General features: G+C 72.0%; 11 protein-coding genes. 5 read left to right on the top strand and 6 right to left on the bottom strand.

From position 1 onward, the window contains the following. Positions 1–152: 152 nt before the first annotated feature. Both A6A08_RS00170 and A6A08_RS00165 read left to right on the top strand, forming a co-directional pair. On the top strand, positions 153–4577 hold the full coding sequence (locus tag A6A08_RS00170; protein WP_073700452.1) for a HAMP domain-containing protein: 4425 nt from the start codon (positions 153–155) through the stop codon (positions 4575–4577). Positions 4578–4583: 6 nt separating this feature from the next. Then, positions 4584–5222, top strand: coding sequence for a two-component system response regulator (locus tag A6A08_RS00165; RefSeq protein ID WP_073700451.1), 639 nt, complete (start codon positions 4584–4586; stop codon positions 5220–5222). Positions 5223–5407: 185 nt separating this feature from the next. Here the strand turns inward: A6A08_RS00165 and A6A08_RS00160 are convergent, their stop codons facing one another. Continuing rightward, a complete protein-coding gene (locus A6A08_RS00160; protein ID WP_073700450.1) occupies positions 5408–6577 on the bottom strand; it encodes a GAF domain-containing protein in 1170 nt (389 codons plus the stop codon). Between the two features lie 113 nt (positions 6578–6690). On the opposite strand from A6A08_RS00160, the gene A6A08_RS00155 reads away from it, so the two are divergent. After that, positions 6691–7461 (top strand): ANTAR domain-containing response regulator, encoded by a 771-nt coding sequence (locus A6A08_RS00155; RefSeq protein WP_073700449.1) that lies wholly within the window; start codon positions 6691–6693, stop codon positions 7459–7461. A gap of 96 nt (positions 7462–7557) precedes the next feature. Further along, positions 7558–7905 carry an STAS domain-containing protein gene (locus A6A08_RS00150; protein ID WP_073700448.1) on the top strand — a complete coding sequence of 116 codons (348 nt, stop codon included), beginning with the start codon at positions 7558–7560 and terminating at the stop codon, positions 7903–7905. Here A6A08_RS00150 and A6A08_RS00145 read toward each other — a convergent pair. Together A6A08_RS00145 and A6A08_RS00140 are read right to left on the bottom strand one after the other, a co-directional pair. Further along, entirely contained in the window at positions 7895–8869 is a 975-nt protein-coding gene (locus A6A08_RS00145) for an anti-sigma factor RsbA family regulatory protein (protein ID WP_073700447.1), read from the bottom strand. The genes A6A08_RS00150 and A6A08_RS00145 overlap by 11 nt on opposite strands. A 131-nt stretch (positions 8870–9000) precedes the next feature. Further along, positions 9001–10278 (bottom strand): glycosyltransferase, encoded by a 1278-nt coding sequence (locus A6A08_RS00140; protein ID WP_073700446.1) that lies wholly within the window; start codon positions 10276–10278, stop codon positions 9001–9003. Between the two features lie 829 nt (positions 10279–11107). Here A6A08_RS00140 and A6A08_RS00135 point away from each other — a divergent pair. Then, a complete protein-coding gene (locus A6A08_RS00135) occupies positions 11108–11869 on the top strand; it encodes a PP2C family serine/threonine-protein phosphatase (protein WP_073700445.1) in 762 nt (253 codons plus the stop codon). 234 nt (positions 11870–12103) lie between these two features. Here A6A08_RS00135 and A6A08_RS28090 read toward each other — a convergent pair whose 3' ends face one another. From A6A08_RS28090 to A6A08_RS00120, 3 genes are all read right to left on the bottom strand, one after another. Beyond that, the gene (locus tag A6A08_RS28090; protein ID WP_073700444.1) at positions 12104–12796 is read right to left on the bottom strand and encodes a copper resistance CopC family protein; all 693 of its coding nucleotides are present in this window, start codon (positions 12794–12796) and stop codon (positions 12104–12106) included. Between the two features lie 186 nt (positions 12797–12982). Continuing rightward, positions 12983–13561: a copper resistance protein gene (locus tag A6A08_RS28085; RefSeq protein WP_073700443.1), complete on the bottom strand. Its 579-nt coding sequence runs from the start codon at positions 13559–13561 to the stop codon at positions 12983–12985. Between the two features lie 213 nt (positions 13562–13774). Further along, positions 13775–14044 carry a WhiB family transcriptional regulator gene (locus tag A6A08_RS00120; RefSeq protein ID WP_073700442.1) on the bottom strand — a complete coding sequence of 90 codons (270 nt, stop codon included), beginning with the start codon at positions 14042–14044 and terminating at the stop codon, positions 13775–13777. Positions 14045–14549 lie beyond the last annotated feature (505 nt).

Below are 14549 nucleotides of genomic sequence, written 5' to 3'. Positions count from 1 at the left end.
GGTGTCACCAGGGTACGCGGTGCCGCCGCGTGCCCCCTGTCCTGTGCCCGCGTCCATGGGCCCGGCCCGCCGCCCCCGCGGCGGCCGGACCGCCCGGACGGGTGCCCGGACGGGAAGGTCGAGGTGGCAGATCAGGCTGAGGAGGGGGTTCGATGCCCGAGGCGGTCAAGGAACTGGCGGCCGACGACCAGCTCGACGAGATTCTGCGTGCCCTGTACCGCATGCGCGACGGCGACTTCAGCGTCCGCCTCCGCAAGCGCGGCGGCGGCACCATGAGGGAGATCGCCTCCGTCTTCAACGAGGTGGTCGACCACAGCGAGCAGCTCAGCGACGAGCTCCAGCGCGTCGGTGACGTCGTACGCAACGAGGGAAGGCTCAACGAGCGCGTCAACGTCAACCCCTCCCGCGGCGCCTGGGGTGAGAGCGCCCAGGCGCTCAACGTCCTTCTCGACGAGGTCGCCGAGCCCGTGACCGACGTCGCCCGCGTCCTGGACTCGGTCGCCGAGGGGCAGCTCAGCCGCCGCGCCTCCACCGACGGCCGCCGCGGGGAGCTCAAGGGCGACCTGCTGCGCCTGGCCACCACCGTCAACCGGATGGCCGACCAGATGAGCGGCTTCACCGAGGAGGTCACCCGTGTGGCCCGCGAGGTGGGCACCGAGGGCAAGCTCGGCGGCACCGCGCAGGTCGTGGGCGTCTCCGGCGCCTGGCGCGAGGTCACCGAGTCGGTCAACCAGATGTCCTCCCGCCTCACCGACCAGATGCGCGACATCTCCGAGGTGACCACGGCCGTGGCCCGGGGCGACCTGAGCCGCAAGATCACGGTGGACGTGCAGGGCGAGATGCTCGACCTGAAGGACACCGTCAACACGATGGTGGACCAGCTGTCCACCTTCGCCGACGAGGTCACCCGTGTGGCCCGCGAGGTGGGTACCGAGGGCAAGCTCGGCGGCCGCGCCAACGTGCGCGGCGTGCGGGGCATCTGGAAGGACCTCACCGAGAACGTCAACTCCATGGCGGACAACCTCACCAACCAGGTGCGCGACATCTCCCAGGTGACGACCGCCGTGGCCCGGGGCGACCTGACGCAGAAGGTCCAGGTCGACGTGCAGGGCGAGATGCTCGCCCTGAAGAACACCGTGAACACCATGGTCGACCAGCTCGACTCCTTCGCCGACGAGGTCACGCGCGTGGCGCGCGAGGTCGGTACGGAGGGCAAGCTGGGCGGCCGCGCCAACGTCAAGGGCGTGTCGGGCATCTGGAAGGACCTGACCGACAACGTCAACTCCATGGCCAACAGCCTCACCTACCAGGTCCGCAACATCTCCCAGGTGACGACGGCGGTCGCCACAGGTGACCTCACCAAGAAGATCACCGTGGACGCCCAGGGCGAGATGCTCGACCTGAAGGACACCATCAACAAGATGGTGGACCAGCTGGACTCCTTCGCGGGCGAGGTGACCCGTGTGGCCCGCGAGGTGGGCACCGAGGGCAAGCTGGCCGGACAGGCCCACGTGCGCGACGTGTCCGGGGTCTGGAAGGACCTGACCGACAACGTCAACTCCATGGCCAACAACCTGACCTACCAGGTGCGGCAGATCTCCATGGTCACGCGCGCGGTGGCCGCGGGCGACCTGACCAAGAAGGTCACGGTCAACGCCAAGGGCGAGATCCTGGAGCTGAAGGACACCATCAACGTCATGGTGGACCAGCTGTCCGCCTTCGCCGACGAGGTCACGCGTGTGGCGCGCGAGGTCGGTACGGAGGGCAAGCTGGGCGGCCGCGCCGACGTCAAGGGCGTCTCCGGCATCTGGAACGACCTCACCGAGAACGTCAACTCGATGTCGCACAACCTCACCACCCAGGTGCGCAACATCTCCGAGGTCACGACCGCCGTCGCCGCGGGCGACCTCACCAAGAAGATCGACGTCAACGCCCAGGGGGAGATCCTGGAGCTCAAGACGACGGTCAACACGATGGTGGACCAGCTCTCGGCGTTCGCCACGGAGGTGACCCGTGTGGCCCACGAGGTGGGCAGCCAGGGCCAGCTGGGCGGACAGGCCAAGGTCGAGGGCGTCTCGGGCACGTGGAAGCAGCTCACCGACAGCGTGAACGGCCTGGCGGGCAACCTCACCACACAGGTGCGGGCGATCGCCGAGGTCGCCAACGCCGTCGCCAAGGGCGACCTGACCCGCAACATCCAGGTCGACGCACGCGGCGAGATGGAACAGCTCAAGGACAACATCAACCTGATGGTGTCCAACCTGCGCGAGACCACCGCCACCCAGCGCGACGCCGACTGGCTCAAGTCCAACGTGGCCCGTATCTCCGGCCACATCCAGGGCCACCGCGACCTCAAGGAGCTGGCCCGCCTCATCATGACCGAGGTGACGCCGCTCATAGGCGCCCAGCACGGTGCCTGCTACCTGCCCGAGGACCAGGACGACCAGGAGAACTTCCTCTTCTACGCGGGCTTCGGGTTCGACCCCGGCGAGGAGCGGCGGCGCGTCCGCAAGGGCGTCGGCCTGGTCGGCGAGGCCCTGGCCCAGCAGGTGGAGCAGCAGGTCGGCAACATCCCGCCGGGCTACGTCAAGGTCGAGTCGGGCCTGGGCGAGGCCTCGCCGCGCAACCTGTACATCCTGCCGATCGTCTCCGAGGAGCGCTCGCTGGGCGCCATCGAGTTCGCCTCCTACGACGACTTCCGCGAGATCCACAAGAACTTCCTGCGCCAGCTGGTGGCCCTGCTCGGCACCACGATCAACACCATCCTGGCCAACAACCGCACCGAGGACCTGCTCGAACAGTCCCAGCAGCTCACCAGCCAGCTCAGGGAGCGGTCCAACGAGCTCCAGCGCCAGCAGGAGGAGTTGCGCGGCAAGAACGCCGAGCTCCGCCAGAAGGCCACCCAGCTCGCCAACCAGAACAGGGCGATCGAGCTCCAGAACCAGCAGATCCAGCGCTCCAGGAACGCCCTGGAGGAGCGCGCCCACCAGCTCCAGGTCTCCTCCAAGTACAAGTCGGAGTTCCTGGCGAACATGTCGCACGAGCTGCGCACGCCGCTCAACAGCCTGCTGATCCTGGCCCGCCTGCTCGCCGACAACGCCGAGCAGAACCTGTCCCCGAAGCAGGTGGAGTTCGCCCAGACCATCCACAAGGCGGGCAGCGACCTGCTGCTGCTCATCGACGAGATCCTCGACCTGTCCAAGGTGGAGGCCGGCCGCGCCGAGGTCCAGCCCAGCGAGGTGTCCATCGCCCAGCTGGTCGACTACGTCGAGGCCACCTTCCGCCCGGTCACCGGTGAGCAGGGGCTGGCCTTCGCGGTGGACGTGTCACCGGACATCCCCGGCACGCTGTGGACCGACGAGCAGCGGCTCCAGCAGATCCTGCGCAACCTGCTCTCCAACGCGGTCAAGTTCACCCCGCAGGGCGAGGTCCGGCTGATCATCGAGCCCGCGTGGGCGCTGGAGGACACCGACCTGGATATGTTCGTGGAGAACGAGGAGGTCATCGCCTTCACCGTCGCCGACACCGGCATCGGGATCGCCGAGGACAAGCTCCAGGTCATCTTCGAGGCCTTCCACCAGGGCGACGGCGGCACCTCCCGGCGCTTCGGCGGGACCGGCCTCGGCCTGTCCATCAGCCGCAACTTCGCCCGCCTGCTGGGCGGCGAGATCCGGGTGCAGAGCGTGGCCAACCAGGGTTCCACCTTCACGCTGCTGCTACCGGTGCGCCTGCCCGAGGACGCCGGGGAGCGCGCCGAGGACGCCGGCTCCCTGAGCGGGGTGGACTCGGTGCCGATGCTCGACTCCGGGCGCGGCGCGGACACCGACGGCTCCTCGCTCGACGACGACTTCTCCATGCCGGACGAGGACTTCGACGCCGCCGTGGCGGCCCTCACCGACATCACCAACGAGCCGCTGCCCACGGTCCCGGTGCTCAAGGTGCCCGAGGCCTCCGCGGGGGCGGCCGGGGACGGGGAGCCCGAGGAGGCCGCAGAGAGCGAGGCGCGCACCGACCCCGAGCGGCAGGCGGTCCTGAGCGGCCAGCGCGTGCTCATCGTCGACGACGACGTGCGCAACGTCTTCGCGCTCACCAGCGCTCTGGAGGCGCAGGGCCTGGAGGTCCTCTACGCTGACAACGGTCACACCGGGATCTCCATGCTGGAGGCCAACGAGGACATCTCGCTCGTCCTGATGGACGTGATGATGCCCGAGCTGGACGGCAACCAGACCACCCAGCGGATCCGGGAGATGCCGCAGTTCGCGGACCTGCCGATCATCTCGCTCACCGCCAAGGCGATGCAGGGGGACCGCGAGCGCAGCCTCGCGGCGGGGGCCACGGACTACGTGACCAAACCGGTCGACCTGGACCATCTGCTCGACGTCATGCGGCGCTGGCTCACCGCCGACCGCGAGGAGACCATCGCCGGCGCCGCGGCCGACGACGCCGGAATCGACCGGGCCGGTGCGTCGGAGACGACGCCGGACAGGCACAATGGCGCGACGTACGAACGCACCGGGGATGACAACGACCAGAACGGGGACACTGGCACCAGCACCCCGAACGAGGACCTGGAGTAACCCGAAGTGACCCAGAAGGCCAACATCCTTCTCGTCGACGACCGTGACGAGAACCTGATCGCGCTGGAGGCCGCACTCACCTCCCTGGACCAGAACCTGGTCCGGGCCAACTCGGGTGAGGAGGCGCTCAAGCACCTTCTGGGCACGGATTTCGCGGTCATCCTGCTCGACGTGGTCATGCCGGGGATGGACGGCTTCGAGACCGCCGCGCACATCAAGCAGCGCGAGAAGACCAAGGACGTGCCGATCATCTTCCTGACCGCCCAGGAGATCGACCGGCACCAGGTCTTCCGCGGCTACGCCTCGCGCGCGGTGGACTTCCTGCTCAAGCCGTTCGACCCCTGGGTGCTGCGCTCCAAGGTCGAGGTGTTCGTGGAACTGCACCAGCTCAAGGCGCAGATGCGCGAGCAGGCCCGCACCCTCCAGCGGGACCTGGGGCAGGAGACCGGGGAGCCCGGCAAGGTCCTGGCCGAGCAGCTGGCGCAGCGCGCCCGCCAGGTGCAGGCCGACCTGACCCAGTTGCGCGAGCACATCGTGGCCAACTACCAGGACGCGGACCAGCCGCTGGTGGACGGCGTGCGCCGCATGGACAGCTCGGTGTCCCGGCTGACCACCCTGGTGGACACCCTGCACGGACCCCAGTAACCACCCGGACCGTGACGGGCGTACGGGACCCGAGGGGGTGTCGTTCGGGCGCCGGCGGGGTTCTGGAGGTGCCGTAGGCGGGTTCGCGAGGAACGAGCCAACCCGTCGGAGGTGCCGAAGGTTCTCGCCCTGAGGGTGCCCGAACACGGACTGAAGCGAATCGGAACTCCCGAAGAAAGCACCGCTCAGGCCGACGGGCGGGGCGGCAGCGCCAGGCCGATGTGCTCGCCGATCTCCTCGATCAGGCCCAGGTCGGCCAGGCGGAAGCTGCCCCGGTTGCTGCGGCGGATCAGGGTGAGCGCGCCGCGCACGCCCCGGCTGCCGCGCAGGGGGACCGACAAGAGCGAGCCCGCGCCGAGCATCGAGAGCAGCGGCGCACCCGACCCGGCGCGGCCCAGCACGGCGTCGTCCTCGATCAGCGGGAACAGCAGCGACTGGCCGCGGTCCAGCACCTCGCCGGGGATGTCGGAGGCGCCGGGCGCCGCCGAGGCCACCGCGTCCCGGTGCTCCCCGGGTGCGTCGGCGGGGCCGGCGACCACGGCGCGCCGCGCCGCGTCGGGGCCGGTGGGCAGGTCGCACACGTCCACGATCACCCAGTCGGCGTAGGAGTCGGCCAGGAGGTCGGCGGCGTCGGCCAGCGCGAGCGGCCTCCCGGCGCCCCCGGGCCCGGCCGAGCGCAGCAGCAGCCGCGTCATCCGGGTCAGCACGTCCAGCCTGCGGGCGGCCAGCACCACCACCTGGTCCTCCACCTCCGGCTCCAGCGGGGCGGGGCCCTCCTCCTCGGCGCCGCTCATCGGCGGCGACATCGCCACGAGAACCAGCGGGTTGGGCTCGGTGGGCAGGTCCAGGCGGGTCAGCGTCAGGTGCACGTCCTCGGCCCAGCCGCGCTGTGCCAGCCGCGACTCCAGCGCCGCGCTGCCGTCGCCGCGCAGCACCGCCGCCAGCCAGGACTGCATCGCCGCGCGCTTGCGCAGGTCCACGAAGTGGGCGAAGGGCTTGCCGGTGAGGTAGCCCGGCGCGCTGCCCAGCCGGGCGGCCCCGGCGTTGTTGATCCGCCGGATGTAGCCCTCGTGGTCCAGCAGCACGACGGGGACGCTCAGCTCCTGGAACATCGCGCGCAGCAGGGTCCGGTCGCTGTCGTCGCCCTGGCGGCGCGGCCCCGGACCGGCGTGGGCCCGTGCCAGTTGACCCCCGGCGTCGCCCAGCAGGCGCTCGGCGTACTCCAGTTCGGCCAGGGCGGCCTCCGCGGTGCTCCGGGCGTCGTCGGGATACATGGTGTGCGTGTTGCGCAGGGCGGCGATGCGTTCGCTCAGGGCGGTGGTCTCGCGCTGCAGCCCCGCGAGGTTCTCCGACACGCGCAGGTCTCCCGTCGTGGATGGCGTCCTCCCCGAAGCTAACGGATGTCCGCCACCGGGGTCTCCCAAGGTTACGGTTAGTGGGAGCCCGGACGCGTAAAGGAGGCCGGATCGTGTGGATCGAGCGCCTGGCCCGCGACATCGGCGCGCTGGGACAGGAGGACGGCACCACTCTGGAGCGCGCCCTCGACCAGATGAGCAGAGCCGCGGCCCTGGGCGTGCCCGGCTGCTCGGCCGCGCTCGTCGTGGTCTGGCGGGAGGTCGGGGGGCCCGACGGATCCGTCCGGCACGTCGTCACCGACTACGGCGCCTCCCACGCGGACCTCTCCGCCGCCTTCGAGCACCAGTACACCAGCGACCAGGGCCCCACCGTGGAGGCCGTCCGCGAGATGCGCCAGGTGCGGGTGGGCGACATCCTGCGCGAGTCCCACCGGTGGCCCCGCTACACCAGCATGGCGGTCCAGTGCGGCGACCGCTCCTCCGTCACCCTGCCCAGCCCGATGCCCGGCGAGGGCGACGACCGCGTGATCACCTTCGGGGTGCACTCCGGCCGCGCGGACGCCTTCGACGAGGACGTCGTCGCGCCCCTGACGGCCCTGCTCGCCGAGCACACCGCGGTGTCGCTCCACAGCGCGGGGCGCCAGGCGGACGCGGCGAGGGAGACCGCCCACATGCGCAGGGCCATGTCGGCGCGTACGGTGATCGACCAGGCCAAGGGCATCATCATGCACGCCCGGGGCTGCGACGCGGACACCGCCTTCGCCGCGCTGCGCGAGGTCGCCCAGCGCAACCGCAAGAGGGTGGTCGAGGTGGCCCGCGACCTCGTGGAGGAGAACACCGGGCCGCAGCCGCGGACGCGCCGCACCGGTACGGACGGCCGGTGAACGACCGGGCAGCACCGGGCGATGAGTCCCGAGCGTGATCGAAAAGCGCCATGATGAGGACTCGGGTCCGTCCCGGAACGACAAGGAGAAGCGACCGTGACGTCAGACATCTCGATCCTTCGCGAGGACGGTGTCGTCGTCGTCACCCCCGTGGGGGAGATGGACGCGGTGACCTCTCCCGCTCTGGCCGACGTACTCGACGGCGTCCTGGCCGCCGACCTGCCCCGGGGCGTGGTGGTCGACCTCACCAAGGTCGGCTTCTGCGACTCCCGCTGTATCGGGGTGCTCGTCTCCGCCTACCGGCAGGCCCGCGACCTGGGTGTGGGCCTGGTGGTCGCCGAACCCCAGCAGCAGGTCAACCGCCTGTTCGTGATCGCCGGGATCGACCAGGTCATCCCGATCGCGGAGAGCACCGGCGCCGCGGTGGACTCCCTCAGGAGCTGAGCGGGGCCCGCGCCCCCGCCTCCGCGGCGGGACCGGCCGCGCGTGCCCGGTCCACGAAGTGCAGCCGTACCAGCGACCCCTCGCCGGTTCCGCTGATCTCCAGGAAGTCGCAGGTCTGCCGGGTGATCCACAGGCCGTACCCGCGCGGGCGCACGCCGTCGGCCGGCCGGTACCCGGCCAGGGGGTCGCTGAGCCCCCCGCGCTCGTCGAACACGTCGCACACCCAGCGCCCGGGAGCGCGCCAGAGCTGCACGGTGCCCTTGCCCGCGCCGTGCTCCACCACGTTGGCGGCCAGCTCGTTCACCGCCACCACCAGGCTGTCGACCCGGTCGGGCGGGAACCCCACGTCCTCGCCGAGCGCCGCCAGCTCACCGCGCAGCCGCGGCAGGGACGGCCCGATCTCCAGCCGGTGGACGGGCCCGGTGACCGGAAGCGGATCCGGGGCGACCGGCCTGGCGCCGAACGCCGCCGTACCCAGGTAGGCGGGGTTGGACCGGGCTCCCAGGGGACCGGTGAGCACCGGGTGGGTGGAGATCACCGCGGACCGCGTCCGGGGGGCCAGGTTCCGGGTGTCGTGGACGCACAGCAGCCGCATCCGCTGCGGTGCCAGCGCCGTGCACAGCACCGACTCCAGGCGGTGCCACTCGCGTAGCTCCGTCTCGGAGGCCGAGGGCAGCGGGGGCTCGGCCACGACGACCACCGGAACGGGGGCGTGGGTGAGCGCCAGGCGGTGCAGGGCCGCCAGGGCGCGCCCGGGAGCGTCGTAGAGCCCGTCCCGGTCGAGGACGTGCACCCGCTCGCGCTCGGCCGGCGACAGTGCGCCGGTGAGCGCCGCGGCCCGCTCCCCGGTGACCGCGAGCACCGCGTGGGCGTTTTCGCGTACGGCCGACCGCAACCGCTCCCGGGCCACCTCGTGGAACTGCTGCTCGCGGTGGAAGAGCAGGCCCTGGTGTTCGAAGGTCATCGGTTCGTGGTGTCCGCGCTCGGGGTCGGCCGTCCGGCGCCCGAGCGCCGGGGTCTGCGTACCCGGCCCGGCCCCCCGGGAGGGACTCCGGGGGACCGGCGGTACGGGTGCGGGGTGGATACGGGCACGGTTCAGCGCGAGGTCCCGGACAGCAGCAGGCCGTCCACCTCGTCCTCGTCCGCGTCCTCGCGCTCGGTCTGCTGCGGGTGGGACCGCTTGTAGGCGAGCTCCGTCTCGACGGCGATCCTCTGCCACGTGAACCGGGAGCGGGCCCGGTCCACCGCGGCGATGCCGTAGGCGGTGCTCATGGTGGGCGTGTTGAGGACCGCGCGCACCGAGCGCGCGACCTCGTCGGGACGGCCGAAGCGCATCAGCACACCGCTGGTGCGGTGCAGGACGGCCCCGGGGATCGCGCCGGTGGCGGTGGCCACCACGGGCAGGCCGCAGGCCATGGCCTCCAGCACGGCCCCTCCGTAGGGGTCGTAGGAGGCGGCGGACACGTACACGTCCGCCGACCGCAGCAGGCGGGGCAGCTCCTTGCGCTCGATCGGCCCGGTCAGGTGGACGCGGTCGTTCACCCCGGCCTCCTTGGCCAGGAGCTCGACCCGGCGGGCGTTCTCGTCGAGGGCGACGTCCATGCCCTCGGTGGTGGAGACGAGCAGCAGCTCGGCCTCGGGCAGGCGGGTCATGGCCTCCACGAGGCGGTCGGCGCCTCCGGACTCGGTCAGGGAGGTGACCGAGACCAGGCGGGCGCGCTCCTCGCGCCGGGAGTTCCAGTGCTCGGTGGAGGAGCTGCCCTCCACGCTGAAGTGCTCGGGGTCCACGCCGAAGGGCACCACGCTCACGTGGTGGCGGGGCACGCCCAGGCGTGCCAGTTCGCCCTGCTGGTCGGTGGAGTTGACCAGGACGTGGTCGGCGCGGGAGGCCAGGATCGTCTCCATGCGGGCGCGCTCGGGCTGGTGGGCGAGGCCGCTGCGCTGCTCGCTGGCGTTGAGGGAGTGGAAGGCCTGGACGATGGGCGTGCCGCTCTGGTCGCTCTCGCTGTGCGCCTGGGCGTGCAGGGCGGCCAGGCCGCTGGTCCAGCCGATGGCGTGCAGGACGTCGGGCGCGTCCTCGTCCAGGGCGGAGGCGAGGGCGGTGCCGAAGGCGCCGGTGTGCTCGGCGTGCCTGTCGGCGGGCATCGGCCGGGCCGGACCGGCGTCCAGGTGGATGACGGAGACGCCGCGCGCCATGCGGGTGCGGCCGTCGGGCTGGTCGGGGTCGCTGCGGCGGACGTAGACCGTCACGCGGTGCCCGCGCTTGGCGAGCTGCCGGGACAGCGCGCACACGTGCAGGCTCGCGGGGCAGGAGGGCTCTCCCCTGTGGGCGGGGAGGGGGTTGGCGTGTTCGGCGATCATGGCGATCTTCACTGGGCTGCACTCCTTGGACACGGTTTCGACCGGTGTCCGTCGTAGGCGGGCCCGAGGTGACTCCGGAGCGGGGAATCGGAATCTCCCCCGGGCGGGACTTGGGGTCGGCGCGCCTGCTCCCCGGAGATCCCGGGAGCGGCACGCGACACGTGGCGCTTGATGAGGTGGGGGGCGGGGTCAGGGGGAGGGGGCACGGGATGCCGTGGGGCGACCCGCCGGAGGAGGCCGCTCGGCAGCACTGGGAGCCGTGTGCGCGTGGCGCATACGGCGGCTGTGGAGCGGAGGAGAGGGAGAGAAGGGCAGACGCACGGGAGATCACACCAAACGACCGGTCGAGGAAGACTGGGCCACCGTGGACAGCCGGAGAGGGCGCACGGGGCGGGTCGTGTGTGTCTGCGTCTTAGACACCCAACGGGCTCCATTCTGCCAGACGGCCCACGTCCTCGACAACGCGCGGACGATCCCACACCACGGACAAAGGGGGGTTTCAGGGCAGACCGTAACTCCGTTCCGACGCCTCTGGGCTGCGACTTCGCCGTGTCGGCGCACGGCCCCTGTCGGGAGCGCTGCGCCGCCGCTACTGTCGGACCGGAACACCAGGCGGCACAACGTGCACCGTGAGCCCGCACGCCACGACACTTCTGGCGGTGGGAACCCGGGAGGGAACTGCATATCCGGGTGTTTTCCGCCATGATGTACGCGGATTTTGACCCAGTCCGGCGGTGGCTCGGTACGGTGACAGAATCCAGACGTTGAACGGGACTCGATCAAGGTCTGGCGCGGGGCGCCGGGCGACCGGCCACGGCCGAGGAAACGGGAGGAAGGGCGTATGGGTGTCGCTGGTGGGGAAGTCATTGTCACGGCCCTCACGCACCGGGGCGCTATCCGTCCCGCCAACGAGGACGCCGTCGTCATGGGTGCCCTGACCGTCGCCAGTGCGAACATGACCTCGCCGGTGCGCTGCGTGCTCCCGGTGAGCGAGCCCGTCATCCTGGCGGTCGCCGACGGGATCGGCGGCCAGGCCGCGGGAGAGATCGCCTCGGAGCACGCCGTGCACCGCATGGCCGAGATGGGGCCGCGCCTGGACGGCGTCGAGGAGATCTCGCAGCTGCTGAGCAACATCGACGAGGAGATCAAGGACCACGCCACGCAGCACACCGAGTTCTCCGGGATGGGGACCACGGTCGCGGGCGTCCTGCTCAACAACGACGGGAACTTCTGGTTCAACGTCGGCGACTCCCGGACCTACCGCCTGGAGGGGCGCCGCCTGAGGCAACTCTCCGAGGACGACTCACCGGCCCTGCCGCCGTCCGAGGACGGCCGCCCGGTCACCACGAACTTCATCACCCAGTCCCTGGGCGGCAGCTCGGGCGGCACGATGGTTCCCCACGTGGGCCGGGACGACGCGGCCGACCCCAGCGCCTGGCTCATGTGCAGCGACGGCCTGTCCGACCTGGTCCTGCCCGAGGAGATGGAGCGGATGATCGCCGAGGCGGGCAGTGACGAGGCCGCCGTGCACGCCCTGTGGCAGGCCGCCATGGAGGCGGGCGGCAAGGACAACATCAGTATTCTGCTGGCCCGCCGCGTCTGACCCCGCCTTCGACGAACGCCCCCCGCCCGCCCCCCGCTTCCGCCCCCACGGATCACACGCCCCCGTCCCCCGCACGTCCTTCACCGCCTCCGCGCCCTTCCCACAGGCTCCGCCGATCCCGTCCACGGAAACCGCCTCCCCGTCGGGGCGCCGTACACAGGGGGCCCGTACACCGTCCCCTCGAACCGGGAACGCCGTACGGGCCCCTCGGCCGTCGCCGGCCGCCGACGTCCCCTACTTCTGGTCGGCGCCCGCGCCGGGGCGGTTGCGCATGCGCACGGCCACGAGCACGACCGCGGCGACACCGCCGACGGCGACGACGGCCAGCACCGCCAGCGCGGCGGTCGACACACCATCCCCGTCGGACTCCTCGCCCGCGGCCCCGTCCGCGGGCGCCTCCTCGTCCGCCTCCCCGGCGGGCCCGTCCGCGGGCTCCTCCGCGGCCTGGGCCCCGGTCTCCTCGGGAGCGGACTCCGGGGCCGCCGCGGCGACGGCCTCCTCGGTCACCGAGAACGTCAGGGTGTCCTGGATCGGGTGCCCGTCGGAGGAGACCACGCGGAAGCCGATCGTGTACTCGCCGGCCTGGTCCAGCGTGCTCAGCTCCACGGACACGTCCGTGCCGTCGAAGGTCAGCTCGCCCTCCTCGTAGGTGGTCTCCTCGTCCGGTCCCGTCACGACGACGGCACTGCCGCTGCCGCCCTCCATCGGGGCGTTGCTGAAGGTCAGCACGACCTCCTCGGGGACGCTGTCCAGGGTCTGGCCGTCCTCGGGACTGGAGTCGGTCAGGGCGTCGTGGGCCAGGGCCGGGGAGGGAGTGAGCGCCAGGGCGGCCGCGGCGAGCGGGGCCAGCAGGAGCGCGGCCGCGCGCGGCAGCGCGCGGGAGGGGGCCGCGTCGTCGTGGGCGGGGATGCTGTGGCTGGTGGTCATGTCTTCTCTCAGCGTTCGGTGCGGTACGGACCCGCGCACGAGGCCTGCGCACGGCCGGGCCGTGCGCGGTCGCCCGCGCGGGTGCGGACCTCGGGGTGGGGATACGGGCCGGGCCGTCTTCCCCCGCGCCTGCGCTCGGGGTGCCCGGGTCTTCCGCCGCCGCGCCCTCCGACCGGTTCGGCCGGTTCACGCGGAGGCGTCCTGGGGGCCCGGAGGACCGCGGGGGCCGTGCGCCGAGAGCACGACGGGGGAGGGCGCCGCCAAGGCGGCGGCACAGGACACCCGTACGGGTGAGGCGAACGCGAGGCCGGGAACGCGCAGCGAGGGCAGCGCGCGGCAGAGCAGGGCGGTCAGGAACCACAGGGCCGCCTCGCCGTGGGCGAGCAGGGCGGAGGCCAGCAGGGCGGCCCACAGGTGCGCGAGCAGCATGCCCGGCGCGAGGCCGAGGGCGTGGGCGGGCAGGCCGTGTCCGGCGTGGCCCGCGCCGGTGCCGAGCATCCCGGGCAGGGGCTCGGCCGATCCCTGGAGGATCAGGTGCAGCAGGACCTGGGCGGAGGCCATGACGGCGAAGATGTCGCCGAAGCCGCGCATCGCGCGGGTGAAGTACCACAGCAGGGGGAACAGGGCCGCGGTCGCGGCCGCGAATCCGCCGAGTGAGGCCGGGGACGCGGCCCACACGTTGTGGCCGCTCCAGGCAAGCCCCGTGCACGCAGCGGCGAGGAGCGCCGTGCGCAGGAGGCGGAGCGTGCCGTGAGCGGGTCGCACGAGAAAGAACCTAGGCCGTGCCCCACGGGGCCGCAAGGCATCGGGAGGCCGACGGCCGCGTACGGCACGGGCCGACCGGACCGGCCCGGCGGTCCGGGGCGGCGCTCGTCCGCGTCATGGCGCCTCCCTCGGGCGGGGTCGGGCCGGGTGTGGAGGGCGGGGGCCACCGGACGCGGTCCCCCGCGCCGCCGGTGGCCCCCCGGGCGCCCCTGCTCAGCTCTGGCCGGCCGGAACCAGCTCGCGCCGCATGTAGCGGCGCTGCTCGGGGGTGGTGCCCCCCCAGACTCCGTGGGCCTCTCCGGCCCGCAGGGCCCACCGCAGGCACTCTTGGCGAACAGTACAGCTGCGGCAGACGGCGACGGCCTGCTCGGTGTCGGCGCGCCCGATCCCGGTGCTGCTCACCGGGAAGAAGATCTCCGGGTCGTACGAGCGGCAGTTTCCCTGCTCGACCCAGTCCTCGCTCTCGTGGTACAGGCGGTTCACGGGCGCCTCCGATCCGTGGCTGTGATCCCTGGTCAGTGGCCCGCACCGTGCTCTCACGGCGGGGTCAGGAACTCCCTCGCCCCGCCGTCCACGGGCGGTCGGCCCGGGAATCGCGGCGCAGCGATGCGACCAAGTGTAGTACGACCTTGTGTAGTACTACGCGAAGTCTGCTGGAAAACCCGTGATTTCTCAAGGACGTCCCGGGTAGCGGGTCCCTGTGTCCCGCCGCGGGCCCGGGTCCGGCAGTGCCGGCGGCCGCGCGCCGAGGGTCGTGCACAGGCGGCTTCCGGGCCGCGCCGAACCGCCGGATCCTCCCGCCCGGCGGCGTTGCGGAGGGCCTCCCGGCACCCCCGGGCGTACCGTGTGGCGTGAGGCACGACCCCCGGTGGCGTTATGTCGCGAGGTTTCCACCGAATCAATGTGACTTAACGCACGCTTAATATTGCCTGTTGAGGCTCTATGTTTGACCCTGACGGTTGTCGACCTCACATGGCGGGCGCGGCAC

The organism is Nocardiopsis sp. TSRI0078, assembly GCF_001905145.1.
Taxonomy (GTDB): Bacteria; Actinomycetota; Actinomycetes; order Streptosporangiales; family Streptosporangiaceae; genus Nocardiopsis.
This window is presented reverse-complemented; position numbering and strand designations above follow the sequence as displayed.